We start from the raw sequence: 20,529 nt of genomic DNA, 5'->3' as shown, positions 1-20,529 counted from the left end.
CTGATTATCTCTATGTTAGGGCCTGTTAAGGCTGATAAACGCCAACGCCGAGCTCATCTTCCTTACGAGTACGAGCAATGACGGATTCAGGTGACTCATGGATGCGTAGATCCATCTCATCTTCAGTACGGATGACTTTACCACGCAGGGAATTGGCGTATACGTCAACAATTTCGACATCAACAAATTTGCCGATCATGTCAGGTGCTCCCTCAAAGTTAACCACGCGGTTATTTTCGGTACGGCCAGAGAGTTCCATGATATTTTTGCGTGATGGTCCTTCAACCAGAATACGCTGCGTGCTGCCAAGCATGGCGCGGCTGAAACTCATGGCTTGTTGGTTAATGCGTTGCTGGAGCAGGTATAAACGCTGTTTTTTTTCTTCTTCACTGACGTCATCGGGCAAATCGGCAGCGGGGGTGCCTGGGCGCGCTGAATAGACGAAGCTAAAACTCATGTCGAAGTTAACATCGGCAATCAGTTTCATGGTTTTTTCAAAATCATCCTGAGTTTCGCCCGGAAAACCAATGATGAAGTCAGAACTGATCAGGATGTTAGGACGAGCCTTGCGCAGCCGGCGAATGATGCCTTTATATTCCAGCGCAGTATGGGCACGTTTCATCAAGGTCAGTATGCGGTCAGAACCACTCTGGACGGGCAGGTGCAGGTAGCTGACCAGCTCAGGTGTATCTTCGTAGACGGCGATAATATCGTCAGTAAACTCAATAGGGTGGCTGGTGGTGAAGCGAATCCGGTCGATACCGTCAATGGCCGCCACCAGACGCAACAACTCGGCAAAGGAGCAGATCCCGCCATCAAACGCTGCACCACGATAGGCATTCACATTTTGACCGAGCAGATTAACTTCACGTACACCTTGTGCAGCAAGTTGTGCAATCTCAAATAACACATCGTCACAAGGGCGGCTGACTTCTTCCCCACGGGTGTAAGGTACCACGCAGAAGGTACAGTACTTATTGCAGCCTTCCATGATGGAAACGAATGCGCTTGGGCCTTCGGCACGCGGTTCTGGCAGCCGGTCAAATTTTTCAATTTCAGGGAAACTGATGTCAACGACTGGGCTGCGAGTGCCTTTGACATGATTAATCATTTCGGGCAGGCGGTGCAGGGTTTGCGGCCCAAAAATAATATCGACGCTGGGTGCGCGCTGGCGAATGAAATCGCCTTCCTGAGAAGCAACACAGCCACCCACGCCAATAATGATTTCAGGGTTTTTATCTTTCAGGCCTTTCCAGCGGCCAAGTTGGTGAAAGACTTTTTCCTGCGCCTTTTCACGGATTGAACAGGTATTCAGGAGTAAGATATCTGCTTCTTCGGCGATATCGGTTAACTGATAACCGTGCGTGGTTTCCAGTAAGTCGGCCATCTTGGATGAATCGTATTCATTCATCTGACAGCCCCAGGTTTTGATATACAGTTTTTTTATCGTCGACATTTTGTGTATCCGGTGTTTCCAGTGGAATAATGCGTCAACACTGAAAAGCGCAATATATCGCACAATATTGCATTGTACGTTATTGCACGTCGTGTATTTAGCATAATATTGTTGGCTATTGTAGTCATTTGAGGCACCAGTGACCAGACTGTAACAGCGGATATTCACAGCCGGAAAGGGAAAATTCCGGTACACTATTTTAATCAATAAGTTAATGATGTGATGAATATGAATAATCCTCAACAAAAATTCGATATCGTTGTTGTTGGCGCAGGTATGATTGGCGCGGCGACAGCATTGGGATTAGCGCAGGAAGGCTGGCGCGTTGCATTATTGGAGCACGCTTCTCCCGCACCTTACGATGCGGAGAGTGAACCCGATGTTCGCATCTCTGCGATAAGCTGTGCTTCGGTGGATTTATTGAAACAATTGGGAGCATGGGAAAATGTCTTGCAAATGCGCAGCGCCCCTTATCGCAAGCTGGAAACCTGGGAGCAAAATGATTCGAACGTCATTTTCGACGCTGAAAGTTTGGGGCTACCAGAGTTAGGATACATGGTTGAAAATCGCATCTTACAACTGGCATTGTGGCAGGCGTTTGAGCGTTATCCCAATCTGACCTTGTTTTGTCCCGCAGCGCTGAAATCTATGCAGCGCCAGCATGAGAACAAAACCTGGCGGGTGGCATTGGCGGATGGCACGGAAATGGATACCCGGCTGATAATTGGTGCCGATGGTGCCCGTTCTCAAGTTCGTCAATTGGCCGGTATTGGCAGTAAAGGGTGGCAATATCGGCAGTCGTGTATGCTGATCACCGTCAAGACTGACCAGCCTCAACAAGATACAACATGGCAACAATTTTTCCCTTCTGGCCCCAGGGCTTTCCTGCCGTTATTTGATCAATGGGCTTCATTGGTTTGGTACGATTCTCCGGCGCGTATTCGCCAATTGCAGTCGATGACGATGGCACAACTTGAGCGGGAAATTTTTCAGGCATTTCCCACACGCTTGGGTAAAGTCACCCCGATTGCCGCAGGTTCATTTCCACTGACGCGTCATCATGCCAGCCATTACGTACAAGAAGGATTGGTTTTGTTGGGGGATGCGGCTCATACCATCAATCCATTGGCAGGGCAGGGCGTGAATTTAGGCTATCGGGATGTGGATGTTTTACTCAAGGTGCTGACCAATGCTAAAGAATTATTGGAAGAGTGGGACGATTTGCCCGTCTTGATGCGTTACCAGCGTCGCAGGATGCCGGATAATTTGGTGATGCAGGCAGGCATGGATTTTTTCCATACCACATTCAGTCATGATTTACCGGGATTGAAAACGGTACGAAATCTGGCATTGATGGCCGCGCAGCGTTCCGGCGTCATGAAAAATCTTGCGCTGAAATATGCGTTGGGGTTGTGATAGAGATTGTCTTCTTATCAAACAGCAAGAATTGACTATTGTTTGTTCCAGTCTGGCGCCAAGGATGGCCGATATTACACATCTCTTGTATTTAATCCATTTGCTTGTATATACAAAATATTGTGAATTACGTATGCTTTCTTTAGTGTATCTAGATGTTATACTAAGGATTGTTATGTGTTCTAGTATTGTTTTCTGCTGTGTAAAGTCATGTTTTGTATATACAAAATTTAATTGACTATTCACATACTAAAAGAAGGCTGCTATTGGACATGAAGCTTCTTATTTCGTCTAAGATTAGGCAAAAATTATCGGACAAGACACCGCCGGTAAATGAAGAAGATATATTGCAATGTTTCTCTAATAGAGTTGGGAGATTCCTTGAGGACACAAGGGAAGATAACAGATCTAATCCTCCAACGAAATGGTTCATATCAGAGACAGATTATGGAATGACGCTAAAAGTAGTATTTATTTTTCATCCTGATAAAGGTATTGCAATCAGAACAGCGTATGTTCCTGATAGTGAAGAACTTCGCATTTACAATAAATATGGTTTATGAATGGGAATTAAAAAAATGAGCAAGCAAAGTGATAAGCAAAAAAGTGACCTTATAGCTTCAACTGATGAAGCTTGGGATAGTCGCGAGCTTGGTTGCAGCGAAGCTCACGTCAAAGTATCTGAAGATATCGCAGAGGAACTCATTAATGAAGAACTTGAGTTACAACCTATATCGATAAGACTGAATAAATCTTTAATTGAAGATTTAAAGCTGATTGCGGAGCTAAATGGTCTTGGTTATCAGCCACTCATCCGACAGGTGCTAAATCGTTTTGCTGACTGTGAAAAGAAACGGATTTTAAAAGAATTTCATAGCAAGGTAGTCTGCAAAAGTGAAAAGAATAAGTCGACGAAGAAAGGCAAGAAAAAAGATCAAGCTGCTTGATCCTAAATAACGCATATACCCAATAGATCTCAAGTTGCAGGATAACAGAGACAAATCCGATTAGGTGGTTTTGTTCTTGTGGAAATCAAGAGGCTAAGCACGACGAAATGGAAAACAAAAAAACCACCTTTTGGTGGCCTTGTCACATCATGTAACTCATTGAAAATACTGGCTGGGGTACCAGGATTCGAACCTGGGAATGCCGGAATCAGAATCCGGTGCCTTACCGCTTGGCGATACCCCAACTGAATTTTTAAATGGTGGCTACGACGGGAATCGAACCTGTGACCCCAGCATTATGAGTGCTGTGCTCTAACCAGCTGAGCTACGTAGCCATTTACGATAATCGTAATATTTGTGACAACGTTCAGTGATATGGCTGGGGTACCTGGATTCGAACCAGGGTATGCCAGGATCAAAACCTGGTGCCTTACCGCTTGGCGATACCCCACCTGAGTGTTATCACTGCAACCTCTGTTATCCTCAGATTGCTCAGTTAACGTTATATCATTTTAACTTGCTATTTCAGTGAAATGGCTGGGGTACCTGGATTCGAACCAGGGCATGCCAGGATCAAAACCTGGTGCCTTACCGCTTGGCGATACCCCACCTGAAATAACACACTAAAACTTAAAATCGCTACTAAGACATATTCTAAGTATAACCCGATAAAGAAAATGGTGCGGGAGGCGAGACTTGAACTCGCACACCTTGCGGCGCCAGAACCTAAATCTGGTGCGTCTACCAATTTCGCCACTCCCGCAAAGATGGTGGCTACGACGGGAATCGAACCTGTGACCCCAGCATTATGAGTGCTGTGCTCTAACCAGCTGAGCTACGTAGCCATCTTTTTTCGCTTTGCCTTCATCGGCGGTGCGGGGCGCATTATGCGTATATCAGGCAGATGCGTCAACTGCTTTTTTAAAGAAATATGCACAAAATCGTTTGTTTGTTTGTCTTATAAGCGTTTTGTCGACAAAGCCAACGAAAACGATTGAAATTATCCTCCAAGAAGATGTTGCAACAGGACACCATTCAGCATTGCCCGTTTCGTGAGTGCGAATGCACCAATCGCTGAACAGTGATTTAGCTCAGAAACCACCACGGAGAGATCTTCGCGGAATGCTTTTAATACTTGGGTATTGATGCTGCTTTTAATCGTCGGCAGCAATATCTGCTCTGCTTCAGTGATTTCCCCTGCAATCACTACCTTTTGAGGATTAAACAGGTTAATCGCTATTGAAATGGCCTTGCCAAGGTAGTGCCCTACTTGCCTGATGACTTCGGTTGCAAGCGGATCTCCCGCATTGGCGGCAAGGCAAATTGCATGGATATTACAATTATTCAAGGCAAGCTGGCTTGGGAAACCTTGACGTAATTGATGTTGTACTTTGGACTCTATTGCTGAATTGGAAGCGATGGTCTCCAGACAACCAAAATTACCGCAATGGCAGCGTTCACCCAGAGGATCGATCTGGATATGGCCGATTTCACCCAGATTGCCGCGTTTGTTGAGCAGAATATTGTTGCTAACGATAACACCTGCCCCGGTACCGCGATGAATGCGCACGAGAATGGAATCCTCACAATCACGCGTTGCCCCGAAATAACTTTCTGCCAATGCCAGGCTGCGAATATCATGCCCAATAAAGCAGACGGTATTGAAATACGTTTTGAGACGCTCAACCAAAGGCCAGTTATCGACCTTAATATGGGGCATGTAGCGGATGATACCGTGGTCATGGTCAACCAGGCCAGGAAGAATGACGGAAATGGCGATCAGTTCACGGATACGGCGCTGGTTTTTGTCAATGAAACTTTCAATGGCGTGAATAATTCGCTTTTCGACTTCCTGCTGCGTGTTTTCCCGTACAGGATAGAGAGCTTCCACCAACGTCTTGCCGCTCATATCGAACAGCGCCACAGTTGCATCATGGCGCCCAAGCCGGACGCCAATCGTATGGAAATGCCGTGTTTCGCTAATAATGGAGATGGCGCGCCTTCCACCAGTGGACGCCTGATGTTCGACCTCTTTTATCAGGCCCCGTTCCAACAACTGACGAGTAATTTTGGTTACGCTGGCAGGAGCAAGCTGGCTCTCTTCTGCGATCTGGATGCGTGATATTGGCCCATGCTGATCAATCAGCCGATAGACCGCAGCGCTATTTAGTTGTTTGACTAGATCAATATTCCCAATTTGCTTCTGCGCGTTCTCATTACTCATCAGTCTTTATACTCACGGTAGTTTGATTTCATTTCCGTTAACAATGGTCTTGCAGATTTTGAAATTGTGAGTAAATGCGGTCAGATTCGCTACCTTGCCGGATTCAATCGTGCCGAGGCGTTTATCAACACCGATTGCCCTGGCTGGGTAAAGCGTTACCATACGCAACGTTTCATCTAAAGCAATACCAACATGTTCCACACTATTTTTGACACAATCCATCATGGTGCTTGATGAACCGCTCAGTGTTCCATTTACATCAACACATAAACCGTTTCGATAATATATTGTTTTATTAGCAAAGGTAAATTGTTCCATAGCATCATGGGAAAGTCCGGCAGGAACAATGGCGTCGGTGACCAAGATCAGTTTTTCATTTTTTAATCGCTTGGAATTGCGGATATTTGGCCATGAAACATGCATTCCATCACAGATAATACCAGCATAGACTTCTGAGGAATCATAAATGGCGCTGACTAACCCGGGTTGTCGGCCAGCAATTGGAGGCATGGCATTATATAAATGGGTAGAGAAAGTGATGCCATGTTGGAAACCGTGACGAGCTTCTTCATAAGTTGCATTGGAATGACCCGCCGAAACCGTAATACCCGCTTCGGCCAGTTGCTGAATATATTGGCTTTCTACCATTTCAGGCGCGAGGGTGATCTTGGTGATAACATCAGCATTCAGGCACAGGTAATTAACCATTTCAGGCGTGGGCTTGCGGATATAAGCGATATTGTGAGTGCCCTTTTTTATTGGATTGATATAAGGTCCTTCCAAATGCAGTCCTAATGCTTGATTGGGATTGTTTTTCAGATAGGCGCGCATCACTTCAATGGCTTTTATCATGAATTCATCGGGGCTGGTGATAAGGGTGGGCAGGAAACTGGTACAACCGTAGCGCTGATTAGTTTTCTGCATGGTATGCAGCGTCTCTTCTGACAGATCTTCCAATCGTTCATTAAACTGGACGCCACCACAGCCATTCACTTGTAGATCAATAAATCCGGGAGCGAGATTTGCGCCCTGTAAATCGTGTTTCTCAATCTCTTCTGGCAACTCGTTTACCGGACAGACTTGCTTAATTAAACCCTCTGCGATGATGATTGCATGATTATCGAGCCGGTCATATCCGGTATAAATAATTCCATTAGTTAATGCGTACATGGATATCTTAACTCCTAAATCAGTTTAGCTGGAGAATTCATTAACGATGTCAGCTTCTAACTGGTGGAAATACTTCACCGTCTTGACCTTGAGTTCCATTGTGGCGGGTTCATCACAGACAATCAGTGATTTTGGATGCATCTGGAGACAGGAGACTGTCCACATGTGGTTGATATTCCCTTCTACCGCCGCTTGCAGGGCTTGCGCCTTATTCATCCCGGTTGCCAGGATCATGATTTCTTCGGCATCCATTAACGTGCCCACACCCACGGTTAAGGCATATTTGGGGACCTGTTCCACATCATTGTTGAAAAAACGGGAATTGGCTGTCCGTGTTTCAATGGTCAGTGTCTTGATTCGCGTGCGTGAAGAAAGGGAAGATGCTGGTTCATTAAAGGCAATATGCCCATCATTACCGACACCTCCCATAAATAAATGTATCTTGCCATACGATTTGATCTTATTTTCGTAACGTTGGCATTCAACCTCAATATCTTCCGCATTGCCGTTTAACAAATTGATATTTTCTTTTGGGATATCAATATGATTAAAGAAATTTTGGTACATAAATGAGTGGTAGCTTTGAGGATGATCTTCCGGCAAACCCACGTATTCATCCATATTAAATGTCACAACATGCTTGAAGCTCACTTTTCCCGCTTGATAGAGGGAAATCAGTTCCTTATAGGTTGTCAGTGGTGTGCTGCCGGTAGGAAGCCCAAGCAGGAAAGGGCGTTCAGCCGTTGGTTTGAACGCATTAATCTTACTCACAATATAGTGAGCAGACCATCGGCCAACATCACTTGCCGTCGTTAGGGGGATCAGCCTCATGATTACCTCTTAAAAATGATGCAATAATTTAGTTATGGGAGTTATACACAGCACATGTGATATCAGAGTTCTCAATGTTACCAGTGTAGTGCGTGATAACTGTAGAACAAAAGCGCGCATAATATCTTTTTTGAACAGAGCCTTATCCCATTCAATGTGATATTGATATTTTATATCACAAAATAAGTTTTGTGTTCCAGCCGGATTTTGATTAAAAAATTATCTGTTCTGGTGATTTTAATCACATATCAGAAGGATTTAATTTGCGATACAAAATAATCTTTTTAGACTGAAAACGTTTTAACAAAAAAACCATAAATGATGGTATCCGTCATTAATTAACTAAAAGACTCCATCACGGAGCTTCAAGGGGGCATAAGTGAATATTCTGAGCTACTTACAACGGATTGGCCGGGCATTAATGGTGCCTGTGGCAACGTTGCCCGCAGCGGCAATATTAGTTGGTGTAGGTTATTGGATTGATCCAACGGGTTGGGGAGCCGAAAACGCGTTAGCGGCATTTCTGATCACGTCAGGTAATGCCATTTTGGAAAACATGGGGATGCTGTTTGCAGTCGGTATTGCCTATGGTATGTCGAAAGATAAAGATGGTGCCGCAGCACTGGCGGGGCTCATCGGATTTATTGTTGTCATGAAATTATGTTCTCCGGCTGCGGTGGCAATGATTAAAAGTATTCCGATTGAAGAAGTCCCAAAAGCATTTGGCAAGATCAATAACCAATTCGTTGGGATCTTGGTGGGGGTATTCTCTGCTGAGCTGTATAACCGTTACAGTAATGTAGAATTGCCGCAAGCGCTGTCTTTCTTTAGCGGCCGTCGTTTAGTGCCCATCCTGAACTCTTTCTTGATGATTATCATTTCTTTTATCCTGATGTTTATCTGGCCTGTCGTTTATGGTTGGTTAGTGGCATTTGGTGAAAGCATTATGGATCTTGGGTCAACAGGAGCGGGTTTTTACGCTTTCTTTAATCGTCTATTGATCCCAGTTGGCCTGCATCATGCACTGAACTCAGTATTTTGGTTTGATGTTGCTGGTATTAATGATATTCCTAACTTTCTTGGTGGGCAGAAATCCATTGAAGCAGGCACTGCGGTTATGGGGATTACTGGTCGCTATCAAGCGGGCTTCTTCCCGATCATGATGTTTGGCTTACCGGGTGCAGCGTTGGCGATTTACCACTGCGCACGGCCTGAAAATAGAGCCAAAGTTGCCGGTATCATGATGGCTGGAGCATTTGCGGCCTTTTTTACCGGTGTCACTGAACCGCTGGAATTCTCTTTCATGTTTGTTGCACCGGTGCTTTATGTTCTGCATGCCATAATGACAGGGATTTCAGTTTACATTGCGGCAGCGATGCACTGGATTGCCGGTTTCGGCTTTAGTGCGGGGTTTGTTGATATGCTGCTCTCCTCGCGTAATCCTCTGGCTGTCCATTGGTATATGCTGATCCCACAAGGCTTGGTCTTCTTTTGCCTTTACTATGTTGTCTTCCGTTTCACCATCAAAAAATTCAACCTGATGACACCGGGGCGTGAACTGGCAGCGACAGATGAAACGGATGGTTATGATGTTGATGTAGCGAAAAAAGAGAAAAATTCAGCGAATACTATTCAGGAAGAAGCTTTTCACTACATTGCTGCAATAGGCGGTTCAGATAATTTGACGGAAATTGATGCTTGTATCACTCGCTTGCGTTTATCTGTGAAAGATTCAAGTCTGGTTAATGATCAATTAACAAAAAAACTGGGTGCTTCAGGTGTTATCCGCCTGAATAAACAGAGTGTTCAGATAATTGTCGGAACCCGTGCAGAATTGATTGCTAATGCGATGAAAGAGATATTGGAAAACGGCTTGTCGCAGTAACAACAGAGGGCTCCAGAACATGATATTCCGGTGATCGCTCTTGCGGTCACCGGGTTCTATCCCTATAGACTTCAAGTTACAGCTCACAAGGCGAACAATGGTGATACATTTGAAAGTAGATTAAATATCAAAGGTATTGTTTCTCGGTTCAGCTTATTAGATTATAGAGGGTTATGTTAAAGCGCTTTTTGCATTGAGGAAAAAAACAATGAGTGAGGCAGATGCCCGCCCGACAAACTTTATTCGTCAGATTATTGACGAAGATCTGGCAACGGGTAAACATACATCCGTACATACCCGTTTCCCGCCTGAGCCTAACGGCTATCTGCATATCGGCCATGCCAAGTCGATCTGCCTGAACTTCGGCATCGCTCAAGACTATCAGGGACAATGCAACCTACGTTTTGATGATACCAACCCAGTCAAAGAAGACATCGAGTACGTTGAGTCGATTAAGCATGACGTTCAGTGGTTGGGATTCCAGTGGAGTGGGGATATTCGTTATTCCTCTGACTATTTCGATACCCTGTATCAATACGCCATTGAATTAATCAATAAGGGATTGGCGTATGTCGATGAATTGAGTCCTGAAGCGATCCGGGAATATCGTGGCACGTTAAAAGAGCCAGGCAAAAACAGCCCGTATCGTGAGCGCAGCGCAGAAGAAAATTTGGCGCTGTTTGAAAAAATGCGTGCCGGTGAATTTGCGGAAGGTAAGGCGTGTCTGCGTGCCAAAATTGATATGGCATCCCCGTTTATTGTGATGCGCGATCCGGTCATTTACCGCATCAAGTTCGCAGAACATCACCAGTCAGGAAATAAATGGTGCATCTATCCGATGTACGATTTCACGCACTGCATTTCCGATGCGCTGGAAGGGATCACCCATTCCATCTGTACGCTGGAATTTCAGGATAACCGCCGTTTGTACGATTGGGTGTTGGATAACATTACGATTGATTGCCATCCACGCCAGTACGAGTTTTCTCGTCTGAACCTGGAATATACGGTGATGTCCAAGCGTAAACTTAACCAACTGGTGACAGAAAACATCGTTGATGGTTGGGATGATCCCCGTATGCCAACCGTTTCTGGTTTACGCCGCCGTGGTTATACTTCGGCGGCTATCCGTGAGTTCTGTCGCCGCATTGGGGTGACTAAACAGGATAACAACGTTGAAATGGCGGCATTGGAATCCTGCATCCGTGATGACCTGAACGAAAATGCACCGCGCGCGATGGCAGTTCTTGATCCGGTGAAACTGGTGATTGAAAACATGCCGGAAGGTGAAGTGATTCTGACGATGCCTAACCATCCAAACAAACCCGAAATGGGCAGCCGCGAAGTGCCGTTCAGCCGTGAACTGTACATTGATCGTGCGGATTTCCGTGAAGAAGCCAACCGTCAATATAAGCGTCTGGTTCTGGGTAAAGAAGTGCGCCTGCGTAACGCTTATGTGATTAAAGCAGAGCGTGTCGAGAAAGATGCGGCAGGCAATATCACGACGATTTATTGTCAATATGACGAGCAAACCCTGAACAAAGATCCCGCTGATGGTCGCAAGGTCAAGGGCGTTATTCACTGGGTCAGTGCGGCACATGGCGTACCCGCGCAATTCTATCTGTATGACCGCCTGTTCAGTGTGGCCAATCCGGGGGCAGAAGACGACTTCTTGTCTACCATCAATCCAGAGTCGCTGGTGATCCGTAAAGGATTTGTCGAGCCGGGCTTGGCAAAAGCACTGCCAGAAACAACCTATCAGTTTGAACGTGAAGGTTATTTCTGTGCTGACAGCCGCCTCTCAAATACGGAACATCTGGTCTTTAACCGCACCGTTGGCCTGCGTGATACTTGGGCAAAAATCTCACAAGAGTAACAATCTCACAAAGATAATCTGATTCAGATTCTCTAGCCCATACAGCAAAAAGCGTGATGACTTCACGCTTTTTTTATCGTTAATAACCGCGTAATGAAAATTAACTCTTTCAGCTAAGATTAAAAATTGCCTTATAGTCCTATATTGTGTAGGGTTATTGCCTGATCAGGCTTGTGCATTATTTGCCCAAAAAATTTGTCCATCGAAAAAATAGTCAGTTCGGACGAGGTAATTTATGAAAACCATAAAATTACGTACCTTGGCAGCACTTATTACGGCAGTTGGATTGATAGGCAGTACCCATGCAGAAATGGCATCACCAATATCATCACAACAACCCATGTCATCACAGCAGATCGTAGATTTACTCAGTCAGTTAAAGGTTAATTTCAGCGTCATTGATAATCAGGCGGGTTCACATGGTACAGATTGCGCCATGCTTGGTGCGGATTCGGCGGTCTGTAATCGCGTCAATATTATTTTGCGCAACGGTGATCAGGCCATCAATACTTCAGATTGGGCGCTCTATTTTCACAGTATTCGCCAGATCCTGAAACTGGATAATGATCAGTACAAAATTACCCCTATCACAGGTGACTTACATAAACTGGAACCGACGCAGAAATTTACCGGCATCAAGGCCAATGAAAAGGTCATATTACCAATTATTGGCGAATACTGGCAGATTTTCAGTACCGATTTTATGCCGCGTTGGTATGCCACTTCCGGTAATGCTAAACCAAAGGTATTGGCAAATACCAATACGGAGAATATCAGCGAATTTTTATCTGATCTGAAAGGCGAACAGTGGAAACGTACCACAACGGATAACAATCTCCTGATGACAGCCGAAAACCGCTTTGCCAAAAATCAGCAGGTGGCAACAATCAGCGAGGATAAACTGAGAGGGCAGATTATTCCGACACCGAAAGCACTTGCCATTCATTCTCAGGATGTGGATTTATCCCGTGGCGTGAAATTAGAGTTGGGTGGGTTGAGCAGCGAATCGATTAACGTGATCAGGGAGCGTTTCCAAGCCCGTGACATTAAATTAACCGATCAGGGTTATCACATAGCGACGCAAATCAATGCCAACCAATTTACCGGGCCTTGGCGGGTAAAGGGGGCATATTTGCTGGAGATTACCACCAAAGGAACAAAAATCGTCGGGTTTGATCAGTCCGGCGTATTCTATGGCCTGCAATCCCTGTTTTCCCTGCTTCCTGCCAACGGCATTCCAAACATTACCACGCTGACGGCAAAAGACGCCCCGCGGTTTGAATATCGTGGTGTATTTCTTGATGTTGGGCGGAATTTCCATAGCAAAGCGGCAGTTTTGCGTCTGCTTGACCAAATGTCTCACTATAAGCTGAACAAATTCCATTTTCATTTAAGTGACGATGAAGGCTGGCGTTTGGAAATCCCTGGGTTACCGGAATTGACTGAAATCGGCAGTCAGCGCTGCCATGATTTGAGTGAAACTCAGTGCTTGTTGCCGCAATTGGGATCGGGGCCGGATAATCACAATATGGGCAGTGGTTATTTTAGCCGTCAGGATTACATTGATATTCTGAACTATGCCAAAGCCCGCCAGATAGACGTCATTCCAGAAATTGATCTCCCCGCCCATGCGCGTGCTGCGGTGGTATCGATGGAAGCGCGTTATAAGAAACTCATGGCGCAGGGCAAGGAGCAGGAAGCCAATGAATATCGCCTGCTTGATCCGGCAGACACCTCGAATACCACCTCCGTCCAGTTCTATGATCGCCACAGTTATCTTAATCCGTGCCTGAATTCTTCAAAGCGGTTTATCGATAAAGTCATCAGTGAAATTGTTACCATGCACAAAGAAGCGGGGCTGCCATTGAATACATGGCATTTTGGTGGTGACGAGGCGAAAAATATTCGCTTGGGGGCAGGATATCAGGATAAAGATGGGCCGATTGTGCCGGGCAAGGGAATTATCAACCAGAAAATCGAAGATAAGCCGTGGGCGAAATCTCAGGCTTGTCAGAAGCTGGTTGCGCAAGGTGTTGTTAAAGATGTTGATGAACTCGCCAGTTATTTTGCGATTGAAGTCAGCAAAATCGTCAATGCCCACGGTATCAGCACAATGCAAGCATGGCAGGATGGCCTGAAACACGCTAAATCAGCCAAAGAGTTCGCCACTAAACAGGTTGCAGTGAATTTCTGGGATACCTTGTATTGGGGAGGTACGGATTCAGTGAATGACTGGGCGAATAAGGGCTATCGGGTGGTTATTTCCAGCCCGGATTATGTCTATTTAGATATGCCCTATGAAGTCCATCCGCAAGAGCGGGGCTATTATTGGGCAACGCGCTTTAATGATGAGGCGAAAATTTTCAGCTTTGCGCCGAACAACCTGCCACAAAATGCGGAAACCTCAGTAGATCGCGATGGTAACCACTTTAATTCCCATAGCAATAAACGCTGGCCGGGCGCTTATGGCCTGTCGGGACAGTCATGGAGTGAAACCGTGCGTACCGATGAACAAATGGAATATATGATCTATCCTCGCTTACTGCCGCTGGCGGAACGGGCATGGCATCAGGCAGAATGGGAGCAGAATTATCAGCAGGGCAGGGAATATAAGGGTGGAATAACACACTATGTTGATACTGTGCTATTGCAACAAGACTGGGAACGCTTTGCTAACCTGATGGGGCAGCGTGAGCTGGCTAAACTGGATAAAGCTAAAATAGCCTATCGTTTGCCTGTGCCGGGCGGCAAAATTGTTGCTGGTACACTGGAAGCCAATATCGCATTACCGGGGGTGGTTATCCAATACTCACTGGATAAGGGGAAAACATGGCAGAATTACAATGACAGGCAGCGGCCGCATGTCAGCGGCAATGTAAAAATTCGTTCTGTCAGTACGGATGGAAAACGTTTTAGCCGTATAGATGAAGTGAAATTTTAATGATTCGTTTTGAGAAATAAGTGCAATAAATTGAATAAGCTACTGCCGATTAGCGAGAGTGCTAATCGGCAGTAGCTTATTCAGACGAACAACCAACCGAAGCCAATTTTTTAATCACTTCATTGGCGTTTACTTATCCTGCCTTTTCATCATGAAGCGCGTTATCTTTGCGGCAATCACCAGTAGCACAGTGACCATATAAATAGAGGCTGTGGTTTGAGAGCTTAATGCCATAACGGTCAGCGATGTTTTTCTGGCGCTCTTCAATAAACTCATCATTAAATTCAATGACTTTACCGCAGTCGAGACAAATCAGGTGGTCATGGTGATGTTGCTGAGTGAGTTCAAAAACCGATTTACCACCTTCAAAATTGTGGCGTGTAACAATGCCGGCATCATCGAACTGGTTCAACACGCGATAGACAGTGGCGAGGCCAATCTCTTCACCGATATCAATCAGTTTTTTGTAGAGATCCTCCGCACTGACATGATGGCATTCTGGGTCCTGTAGCACTTCCAGAATTTTCAAGCGCGGAAGTGTTACTTTAAGTCCAGCATTTTTCAATGCTTTATTGTTGTCGGTCATGCGGATTCAGTCCTGTAACTTGGGTTAAGTGAACTTATGATACTTGGGGGTATCGTGAGGGAATCATGATTCTGTTTCACATTGCTGATTATAGGCATGGATATTTAAAATGAAAACCATGCCTGGTCCGATATCATGACACATTATGCAGGAATTATCCTGCCTGAAAGGGTGCTTATTCCCGGATTATGCACCCAGGATCTCTGACAGGCTCATTTCAGCCTTGATCTGTTGTACCCAGGCTTCAACGCGCTCATCCGTCAGTTCGGGTTGGCGATCTTCATCAATGGCCAAACCAATAAAATGGTTATCGTCGGCCATGCCCTTAGAGGCTTCAAAGTGATACCCTTCGGTTGGCCAGTGGCCTACGATAATTGCGCCACGGGGTTCAATAATATCGCGGATGGTGCCCATGGCATCACAGAAGTACTCTGCATAATCTTCCTGATCACCACAGCCGAACAAAGCAACCAGTTTCCCTTCGAAATTGATCTCTTCCAGTGTTGGGAAGAAATCATCCCAATCACATTGGGCTTCGCCGTAATACCAAGTTGGGATGCCAAGCAGCAGGATATCGAAGGCTTCAATATCTTCTTTGCTGCTTTTGGCAATATCGTGGACTTCAGCAACCTCAGCACCGCCCAATTTTTCTTGGATCATTTTGGCGATGTTCTCTGTGTTGCCGGTATCGCTGCCGAAGAATAGACCTATTATTGCCATAAAATGGGTTAACCTCTTGTTTTATCTGTGCATTAAAGTTATACACATCACGCTGAAATCAGCTAGAAAAATGTCAGTTTGGGTAACATGAAAAGCGTTATTCTGACCAAACATCCATGACAAATCTGTCAGATTTGTGTGGTGATAGCGCTTTATTGCTGTTTAATAAAAGCCGTTAACCGGCAAGGTGATTTGTTTCTGCCAGTTGGGCTAGCAACATTTGTTCAATCAATTCACTGCGGCTGATGTTGCGCTGTTTTGCCAGATGATTCAATGCATCGACGGCATCTTCATTGAGTTTGAGTTCCACTCGACGCAGTCCCTTGACTTTATCTCGCCGCAACTGGTTGCGTTTATTGATCCTAAGCTGCTCATCCCTGGACAGCGGGTTTGTTTTAGGTCGCCCTGGCCTGCGTTCATCTGCGAACAAATCCAGTGTGGTGCGATCAGTTTGTTCTTTTGCCATAAATTCAATTGATAATGGGCGTGTACCAACAATATAGCGGGCAATAATACCTTAGCTGGGCGCGTGTCGCTACTGCTTGATGGGAGAGATTGTTGGTCACGTATTTGTCAATAGGGCATCAAAAGCGGAAATTATTTCACTTCTGGATGCTGTGACATTACAAACAAAGTCCATTTTGTTGATTTTTTTGGCATCAAGAAATGTCATCGCAGGGGTAAAGACATAATAATCTGCGCCGTTAACACTGACGAGAGGGGTTATACGTTTTTGGTTGAGGTTCAGATCATTCTTAGACACTAGCGGTACAACTAATCGGGTTGATAAATCTTCGAAATAATCATGCTGAATGATCAGATAATAAGGCCAAAGTGGGTTTGATTTAACCGATGGGTTTCGGTATACGTCAAATTGTGACATTACAGGCTCCCAAAAAAATCATCATCCGTGAGCATTCCTGCTCGTTCTATAAATGCGTTCATAGCTTGCATATCCTGTTTTTCCTGTATTTGTTCGTTTTTTCTGGCCTCTATTTCCTGTGCCAACAATTTATCCAGTGTTGCTGACAGGTTGATATTCATGCTGCGGGCTGTTTCAACCAAGGCAGCAGTCAGGTAGACATTCGTGCTTTTTTTAATGCTATGGCGGGAGGTGGTCGAAGTTCTCATGATAATGTCTCTTATGCGCAATACTCTGCGCATAATTATGATCCCGGTAGAGCAAAAAATCAACAGTAATGATATTTCTGCCGGTACTCTTTTGGCGTCAACCCGTTGCAACGTTTGAATAACTCCCTGAAATAACGGGTATCCTCATAACCCACTTCATGACTGATTTCTTCAATGGTTTTCAGGGATTTTTCCAGCCAATACTTTGCCTGTGACAGGCGGATCTGTTGGATATATTGGATCGGTGTTTTTCCGGTGGCGAGCTTAAAACGCCGTTTCATTTGGCGTTCACACAGGTGAATTTTATCTGCTAAATTGGCGACAGATAAAATTTCAGAAGGGAAAGCATGCATCCAATCTTGCAGTTTGTGGATCAGTGGATCGGTATGTTGGCGATAAGGGGCAAAACTGGCGGGATCATAGGAGCCGGGGTGGTCATTTTCGTCTAACAAGAATTTTGCACATTGCTCTCTGGCATATTGTCCGTATATCAACTCAACGATATTCAACATATAGCTTCCACATCCATAGGCACTGGAGATACAGAAACGGTGGTTATCACTGATGATTTTTTTGTCGGTGTAAAGGGGAATATGGGGAAATAATTTTTTGAATTCAGGGGAAAAATGAGGGTGGATTGTGGCTCCGGTATCTAATAATCCTGCTTTGGCAAGCATAAATGTGCCTGAGCATATTGAAACAATGGGAATACGCAGTTCATCCATTGCCTTAAGCCACTCAATGACTTCCTGTGAGCAATGCCGCGGTTCCCACTCAGGGAAACCCAGTGAACCTATCAGAATAAGATCGGGCTGCTGTTCATCGCCGAGATCAGCGAGGAGTGAGGCGTGGGCGGAGGGAACGGAGTCCATAAGCAGATCATCGGTATGATTGATTTTTTGACGGGTTATTCCCTGATGGCTCGCAGAGATAATGTTGACGTGAGGCATTGTGCCGCCAATGGTGTTGGCGGCAAGGGTGAGAATTTCAATCGGCATAGCAACCGATGTGACAGAGGTGTGAGAAAAAACCAGTGCTGTAATAGAGAGTTGTTTCATAGTGATATTCTCTTCCTTAAGAACATTTTGTCACGTTATGTTAATGTCACAATGAAATTGATTCTAAGGCGAAACAAGTCTCGTGTCTTCCATGAATTTCTTTTTCGTCGCAATCACTGGGTTTGTTGATACCAAAGTTGTGCATATAAACCCTCTTGTTGCACCAGCGCATCATGTGAACCTGATTCAGCAATTTTCCCCTGATCTAAAACAAAAATTTTATCCGTATGGCGGAGGGTATTGAGCCGGTGAGCAATGCTTATCACTGTTCGGTTCCGGCAGATTTCATCCATATTGCTCATGATGGCAGCTTCAGATTCATAATCCAGCGCGGAAGTTGCTTCATCAAGGATCAAGATCTTGGGATCACTCAGTAATGCCCTTGCCAATGCGATACGTTGGCGCTGCCCACCGGAAAGATTGCCTCCTTTTTCGCCAACCGGATGCGCAAATTGATGGGGAAAGGCATTAATGAAATCAGCCGCGCCCGCTAAGGTCGCAGCCCGATAGACCTCTTCATCGCTGGCATTGGGTTTGCACAGGCGGATATTGTCTGCGATGCTGCCGGAAAACAGAATGCTCTCCTGCAAGACCACGCTCATATTACGGCGCAGTGAGACGGGGTCGGCAATCGCTAAATCCATGCCATCCACCAAAACCTGACCGTGTTGCGGTACATAGAGGCGCTGCAACAATCGGGTTAAGGTACTCTTACCGGAACCCGACGGCCCTGTAATACCAATAAACTCCCCAGCTTTAATTTCCAGTGACAGATTTGCCAGCACTTCTGGAGTATCTGCATGATAGCGGAAGCGTATATTTCTGAACTCAATCTGGCCTGCCAGTTCGGGAGCTGATGCTAACCCCTGTTTACTGTTTTCCATTGGCTCATCAAGAATATCCCCCACCCGCCGCAAGGCGATCAGAGTATGCTGAAAGTCTTGCCAGACTTGTGCCAGCCTTAAAATGGGTTGGGTAACATGCCCTGCCAGCATATTAAAAGCAATTAATTCACCAGGAGATAACTCGCCATCAAGTACCCCTCGGACTCCCCACCACAGCAGCAGGGCAGCAACCACTTTTTGGATAAGTTCAATTCCTTGTCCTGCTGCCAGCCCGCTTTTTTGGGAGGTAAAACGTCGGATTAACTGCTGGCTCAATACCTTTTGCCATTGGTGCAAGAAGCGTTTTTCGGTAGCGGTGGTTTTGATGGTTTCAATCCCTGTGACCGCTTCTGTCAGAAAGCTGGTGGCATTGGCATCCGCTTCGTACTCTTTTTCTACCTTGCGCCGAATAATTGGCCCGACAGCTATCCATAACAAAAAGTAGAGAGCCAGTGAACTGATGACGATCCAGGTTAATAGGGAGGAGTAATGAAACATCACGCCCAGAAACAGCACGATGAAAATCAGGTCAAGCAACAGCATCAGGGTTGATCCGGTCAGAAATTGGCGGATCTGCGCCATTTCCCGAACTCTGGCGATAATTTGCCCGGTTTGCCGTTGCTTAAAATAGGGCAGGGGTAATCCTACCAGATGGCGATACAGCCTGCCGGAGAGTTCAGCATTAATTTGGCTGGCCATATGCCCAAACACCGTATTGCGCAAAAAGCCATACAGCGGTTCAGCCAATGCCAGCGCCAGCATCGCCATGCCCAGCACATGCAGGCTGGAAATACTGCGTCCAACCAACACCTTATCGATGATATTTTCAAACAATAGCGGGGAAGCCAGGGCAAAAAGTTGCAACACGATGGCAAACAGAAAAATATCCCGTAACTGATTTTTTTGCCTGAAAATGGAGGGGTAAAACCAGCTTAGGCCAAATTTAACCTGCTGTTTAGTCAGGGATTTATCCGCCACCAGCAGTATCTTATATTGGTATCCGTTGTGATGCATTTTTTCAGCGTGCCTTGAATGAGCCAAGGCATGTGCTTCATATTTTCCGCTGCTGGGATCGAACACCGTCAATCGGTCAGGACGGATTTCTGACAGTATCCACCAGCGCTGCTCCAATTCAATCAATGCCGGTAACGGTAAAGTGGCGGCGGTATCGGCTGTCAGCTGTTCAAATTTACTGTGCAACCCAATGGCATCCGCCGCTTCACGTAGCTGTGTATCGATCAGCGCAAGGGAATCCACGCCCAGAACATGATGCAGTTGTTCGACAGACGCGACTTTGTGGAACTGTGTGCCCAAATAGGCAATGCAATCTAATGCACGGTTGTTAGTACCAGAAGTATCAGGCGTGAAATTTTCGCTGTGGGTGAAAGAGAACATCTCAGCCAT

16 protein-coding genes, 6 tRNA genes and 1 pseudogene are annotated in these 20,529 nt (G+C 45.6%); 6 read left to right on the top strand and 17 right to left on the bottom strand.

Annotated features, from left to right (window positions below; genetic code table 11):
- Positions 1 to 25: 25 nt before the first annotated feature.
- Positions 26 to 1,456, bottom strand: coding sequence for a tRNA (N6-isopentenyl adenosine(37)-C2)-methylthiotransferase MiaB (gene miaB / locus PSI15_RS01010; protein WP_273581914.1), 1,431 nt, complete (start codon positions 1,454 to 1,456; stop codon positions 26 to 28).
- Between the two features lie 228 nt (positions 1,457 to 1,684).
- Between miaB and ubiF the strand changes: the two genes are divergently transcribed.
- The 3 genes from ubiF to PSI15_RS00995 all read left to right on the top strand — a co-directional run bounded on the left by ubiF (position 1,685) and on the right by PSI15_RS00995 (position 3,819).
- Complete coding sequence (gene ubiF / locus PSI15_RS01005; RefSeq protein WP_273581913.1) at positions 1,685 to 2,872, top strand: 3-demethoxyubiquinol 3-hydroxylase; 1,188 nt, start codon at positions 1,685 to 1,687, stop codon at positions 2,870 to 2,872.
- Between the two features lie 272 nt (positions 2,873 to 3,144).
- Positions 3,145 to 3,435, top strand: a complete 291-nt coding sequence (locus PSI15_RS01000; RefSeq protein ID WP_273581912.1) for a hypothetical protein — start codon at positions 3,145 to 3,147, stop codon at positions 3,433 to 3,435.
- Between the two features lie 15 nt (positions 3,436 to 3,450).
- Positions 3,451 to 3,819: a hypothetical protein gene (locus PSI15_RS00995; RefSeq protein ID WP_273581911.1), complete on the top strand. Its 369-nt coding sequence runs from the start codon at positions 3,451 to 3,453 to the stop codon at positions 3,817 to 3,819.
- Between the two features lie 169 nt (positions 3,820 to 3,988).
- Here PSI15_RS00995 and PSI15_RS00990 read toward each other — a convergent pair.
- The 9 genes from PSI15_RS00990 to nagB form a co-directional block, all read right to left on the bottom strand.
- Positions 3,989 to 4,063: transfer RNA gene (locus tag PSI15_RS00990), tRNA-Gln, on the bottom strand.
- A gap of 14 nt (positions 4,064 to 4,077) precedes the next feature.
- Positions 4,078 to 4,154: transfer RNA gene (locus tag PSI15_RS00985), tRNA-Met, on the bottom strand.
- Positions 4,155 to 4,195: 41 nt separating this feature from the next.
- A tRNA-Gln gene (locus PSI15_RS00980) sits at positions 4,196 to 4,270 on the bottom strand.
- Between the two features lie 83 nt (positions 4,271 to 4,353).
- Positions 4,354 to 4,428: transfer RNA gene (locus PSI15_RS00975), tRNA-Gln, on the bottom strand.
- Positions 4,429 to 4,497: 69 nt separating this feature from the next.
- Positions 4,498 to 4,582, bottom strand: a tRNA-Leu gene (locus tag PSI15_RS00970).
- 5 nt (positions 4,583 to 4,587) lie between these two features.
- Positions 4,588 to 4,664: transfer RNA gene (locus PSI15_RS00965), tRNA-Met, on the bottom strand.
- A gap of 155 nt (positions 4,665 to 4,819) precedes the next feature.
- Positions 4,820 to 6,043: a DNA-binding transcriptional regulator NagC gene (gene nagC / locus PSI15_RS00960; protein WP_273581910.1), complete on the bottom strand. Its 1,224-nt coding sequence runs from the start codon at positions 6,041 to 6,043 to the stop codon at positions 4,820 to 4,822.
- Positions 6,044 to 6,055: 12 nt separating this feature from the next.
- Positions 6,056 to 7,213: an N-acetylglucosamine-6-phosphate deacetylase gene (gene nagA, locus PSI15_RS00955; RefSeq protein WP_273581909.1), complete on the bottom strand. Its 1,158-nt coding sequence runs from the start codon at positions 7,211 to 7,213 to the stop codon at positions 6,056 to 6,058.
- Between the two features lie 24 nt (positions 7,214 to 7,237).
- A complete protein-coding gene (gene nagB / locus PSI15_RS00950; RefSeq protein WP_273581908.1) occupies positions 7,238 to 8,044 on the bottom strand; it encodes a glucosamine-6-phosphate deaminase in 807 nt (268 codons plus the stop codon).
- Positions 8,045 to 8,423: 379 nt separating this feature from the next.
- Between nagB and nagE the strand changes: the two are divergent.
- The 3 genes and pseudogenes from nagE to PSI15_RS00935 form a co-directional block, all read left to right on the top strand.
- Positions 8,424 to 9,917, top strand: a pseudogene (gene nagE, locus PSI15_RS00945) (N-acetylglucosamine-specific PTS transporter subunit IIBC); the annotation flags it as partial.
- 220 nt (positions 9,918 to 10,137) lie between these two features.
- On the top strand, positions 10,138 to 11,805 hold the full coding sequence (gene glnS / locus PSI15_RS00940) for a glutamine--tRNA ligase (protein ID WP_273581907.1): 1,668 nt from the start codon (positions 10,138 to 10,140) through the stop codon (positions 11,803 to 11,805).
- Positions 11,806 to 12,040: 235 nt separating this feature from the next.
- Complete coding sequence (locus PSI15_RS00935; protein ID WP_273581906.1) at positions 12,041 to 14,746, top strand: beta-N-acetylhexosaminidase; 2,706 nt, start codon at positions 12,041 to 12,043, stop codon at positions 14,744 to 14,746.
- A 133-nt stretch (positions 14,747 to 14,879) separates the two neighbouring features.
- Here the strand turns inward: PSI15_RS00935 and fur are convergent, their stop codons facing one another.
- From fur to PSI15_RS00900, 7 genes are all read right to left on the bottom strand, one after another.
- Entirely contained in the window at positions 14,880 to 15,332 is a 453-nt protein-coding gene (gene fur / locus PSI15_RS00930; protein WP_045969577.1) for a ferric iron uptake transcriptional regulator, read from the bottom strand.
- A 186-nt stretch (positions 15,333 to 15,518) separates the two neighbouring features.
- On the bottom strand, positions 15,519 to 16,052 hold the full coding sequence (gene fldA, locus PSI15_RS00925; protein ID WP_273551601.1) for a flavodoxin FldA: 534 nt from the start codon (positions 16,050 to 16,052) through the stop codon (positions 15,519 to 15,521).
- A 175-nt stretch (positions 16,053 to 16,227) separates the two neighbouring features.
- Positions 16,228 to 16,518: a LexA regulated protein gene (gene ybfE / locus PSI15_RS00920; protein WP_045969581.1), complete on the bottom strand. Its 291-nt coding sequence runs from the start codon at positions 16,516 to 16,518 to the stop codon at positions 16,228 to 16,230.
- 96 nt (positions 16,519 to 16,614) lie between these two features.
- Positions 16,615 to 16,935, bottom strand: coding sequence for a CcdB family protein (locus PSI15_RS00915; RefSeq protein ID WP_273581905.1), 321 nt, complete (start codon positions 16,933 to 16,935; stop codon positions 16,615 to 16,617).
- Entirely contained in the window at positions 16,935 to 17,183 is a 249-nt protein-coding gene (locus PSI15_RS00910) for a type II toxin-antitoxin system CcdA family antitoxin (RefSeq protein WP_273581904.1), read from the bottom strand. Before PSI15_RS00910 ends, PSI15_RS00915 begins: the two co-directional genes overlap by 1 nt.
- 59 nt (positions 17,184 to 17,242) lie before the next feature.
- The gene (locus PSI15_RS00905; protein WP_273581903.1) at positions 17,243 to 18,241 is read right to left on the bottom strand and encodes a GlxA family transcriptional regulator; all 999 of its coding nucleotides are present in this window, start codon (positions 18,239 to 18,241) and stop codon (positions 17,243 to 17,245) included.
- 113 nt (positions 18,242 to 18,354) lie between these two features.
- Positions 18,355 to 20,529: a type I secretion system permease/ATPase gene (locus PSI15_RS00900; RefSeq protein WP_443256051.1), complete on the bottom strand. Its 2,175-nt coding sequence runs from the start codon at positions 20,527 to 20,529 to the stop codon at positions 18,355 to 18,357.

The organism is Xenorhabdus sp. PR6a, assembly GCF_028599065.1.
GTDB classification, from domain to species: domain Bacteria; phylum Pseudomonadota; class Gammaproteobacteria; order Enterobacterales; family Enterobacteriaceae; genus Xenorhabdus; species Xenorhabdus doucetiae.
This window is presented reverse-complemented; position numbering and strand designations above follow the sequence as displayed.

Bases quoted from the DNA above. Each gene is read 5' to 3' on its own strand.
- glnS (WP_273581907.1), top strand. From the start codon at position 10,138: ATGAGTGAGGCAGATGCCCGCCCGACAAACTTTATTCGTCAGATTATT.
- ubiF (WP_273581913.1), top strand. From the start codon at position 1,685: ATGAATAATCCTCAACAAAAATTCGATATCGTTGTTGTTGGCGCAGGT.
- ybfE (WP_045969581.1), bottom strand. From the start codon at position 16,518: ATGGCAAAAGAACAAACTGATCGCACCACACTGGATTTGTTCGCAGAT.
- fldA (WP_273551601.1), bottom strand. From the start codon at position 16,052: ATGGCAATAATAGGTCTATTCTTCGGCAGCGATACCGGCAACACAGAG.
- PSI15_RS00935 (WP_273581906.1), top strand. From the start codon at position 12,041: ATGAAAACCATAAAATTACGTACCTTGGCAGCACTTATTACGGCAGTT.
- PSI15_RS00915 (WP_273581905.1), bottom strand. From the start codon at position 16,935: ATGTCACAATTTGACGTATACCGAAACCCATCGGTTAAATCAAACCCA.
- nagB (WP_273581908.1), bottom strand. From the start codon at position 8,044: ATGAGGCTGATCCCCCTAACGACGGCAAGTGATGTTGGCCGATGGTCT.
- PSI15_RS00995 (WP_273581911.1), top strand. From the start codon at position 3,451: ATGAGCAAGCAAAGTGATAAGCAAAAAAGTGACCTTATAGCTTCAACT.
- PSI15_RS00910 (WP_273581904.1), bottom strand. From the start codon at position 17,183: ATGAGAACTTCGACCACCTCCCGCCATAGCATTAAAAAAAGCACGAAT.
- nagC (WP_273581910.1), bottom strand. From the start codon at position 6,043: ATGAGTAATGAGAACGCGCAGAAGCAAATTGGGAATATTGATCTAGTC.
- nagA (WP_273581909.1), bottom strand. From the start codon at position 7,213: ATGTACGCATTAACTAATGGAATTATTTATACCGGATATGACCGGCTC.
- PSI15_RS00905 (WP_273581903.1), bottom strand. From the start codon at position 18,241: ATGAAACAACTCTCTATTACAGCACTGGTTTTTTCTCACACCTCTGTC.
- PSI15_RS01000 (WP_273581912.1), top strand. From the start codon at position 3,145: ATGAAGCTTCTTATTTCGTCTAAGATTAGGCAAAAATTATCGGACAAG.
- PSI15_RS00900 (WP_443256051.1), bottom strand. From the start codon at position 20,529: ATGGCTGAGATGTTCTCTTTCACCCACAGCGAAAATTTCACGCCTGAT.
- miaB (WP_273581914.1), bottom strand. From the start codon at position 1,456: ATGTCGACGATAAAAAAACTGTATATCAAAACCTGGGGCTGTCAGATG.
- fur (WP_045969577.1), bottom strand. From the start codon at position 15,332: ATGACCGACAACAATAAAGCATTGAAAAATGCTGGACTTAAAGTAACA.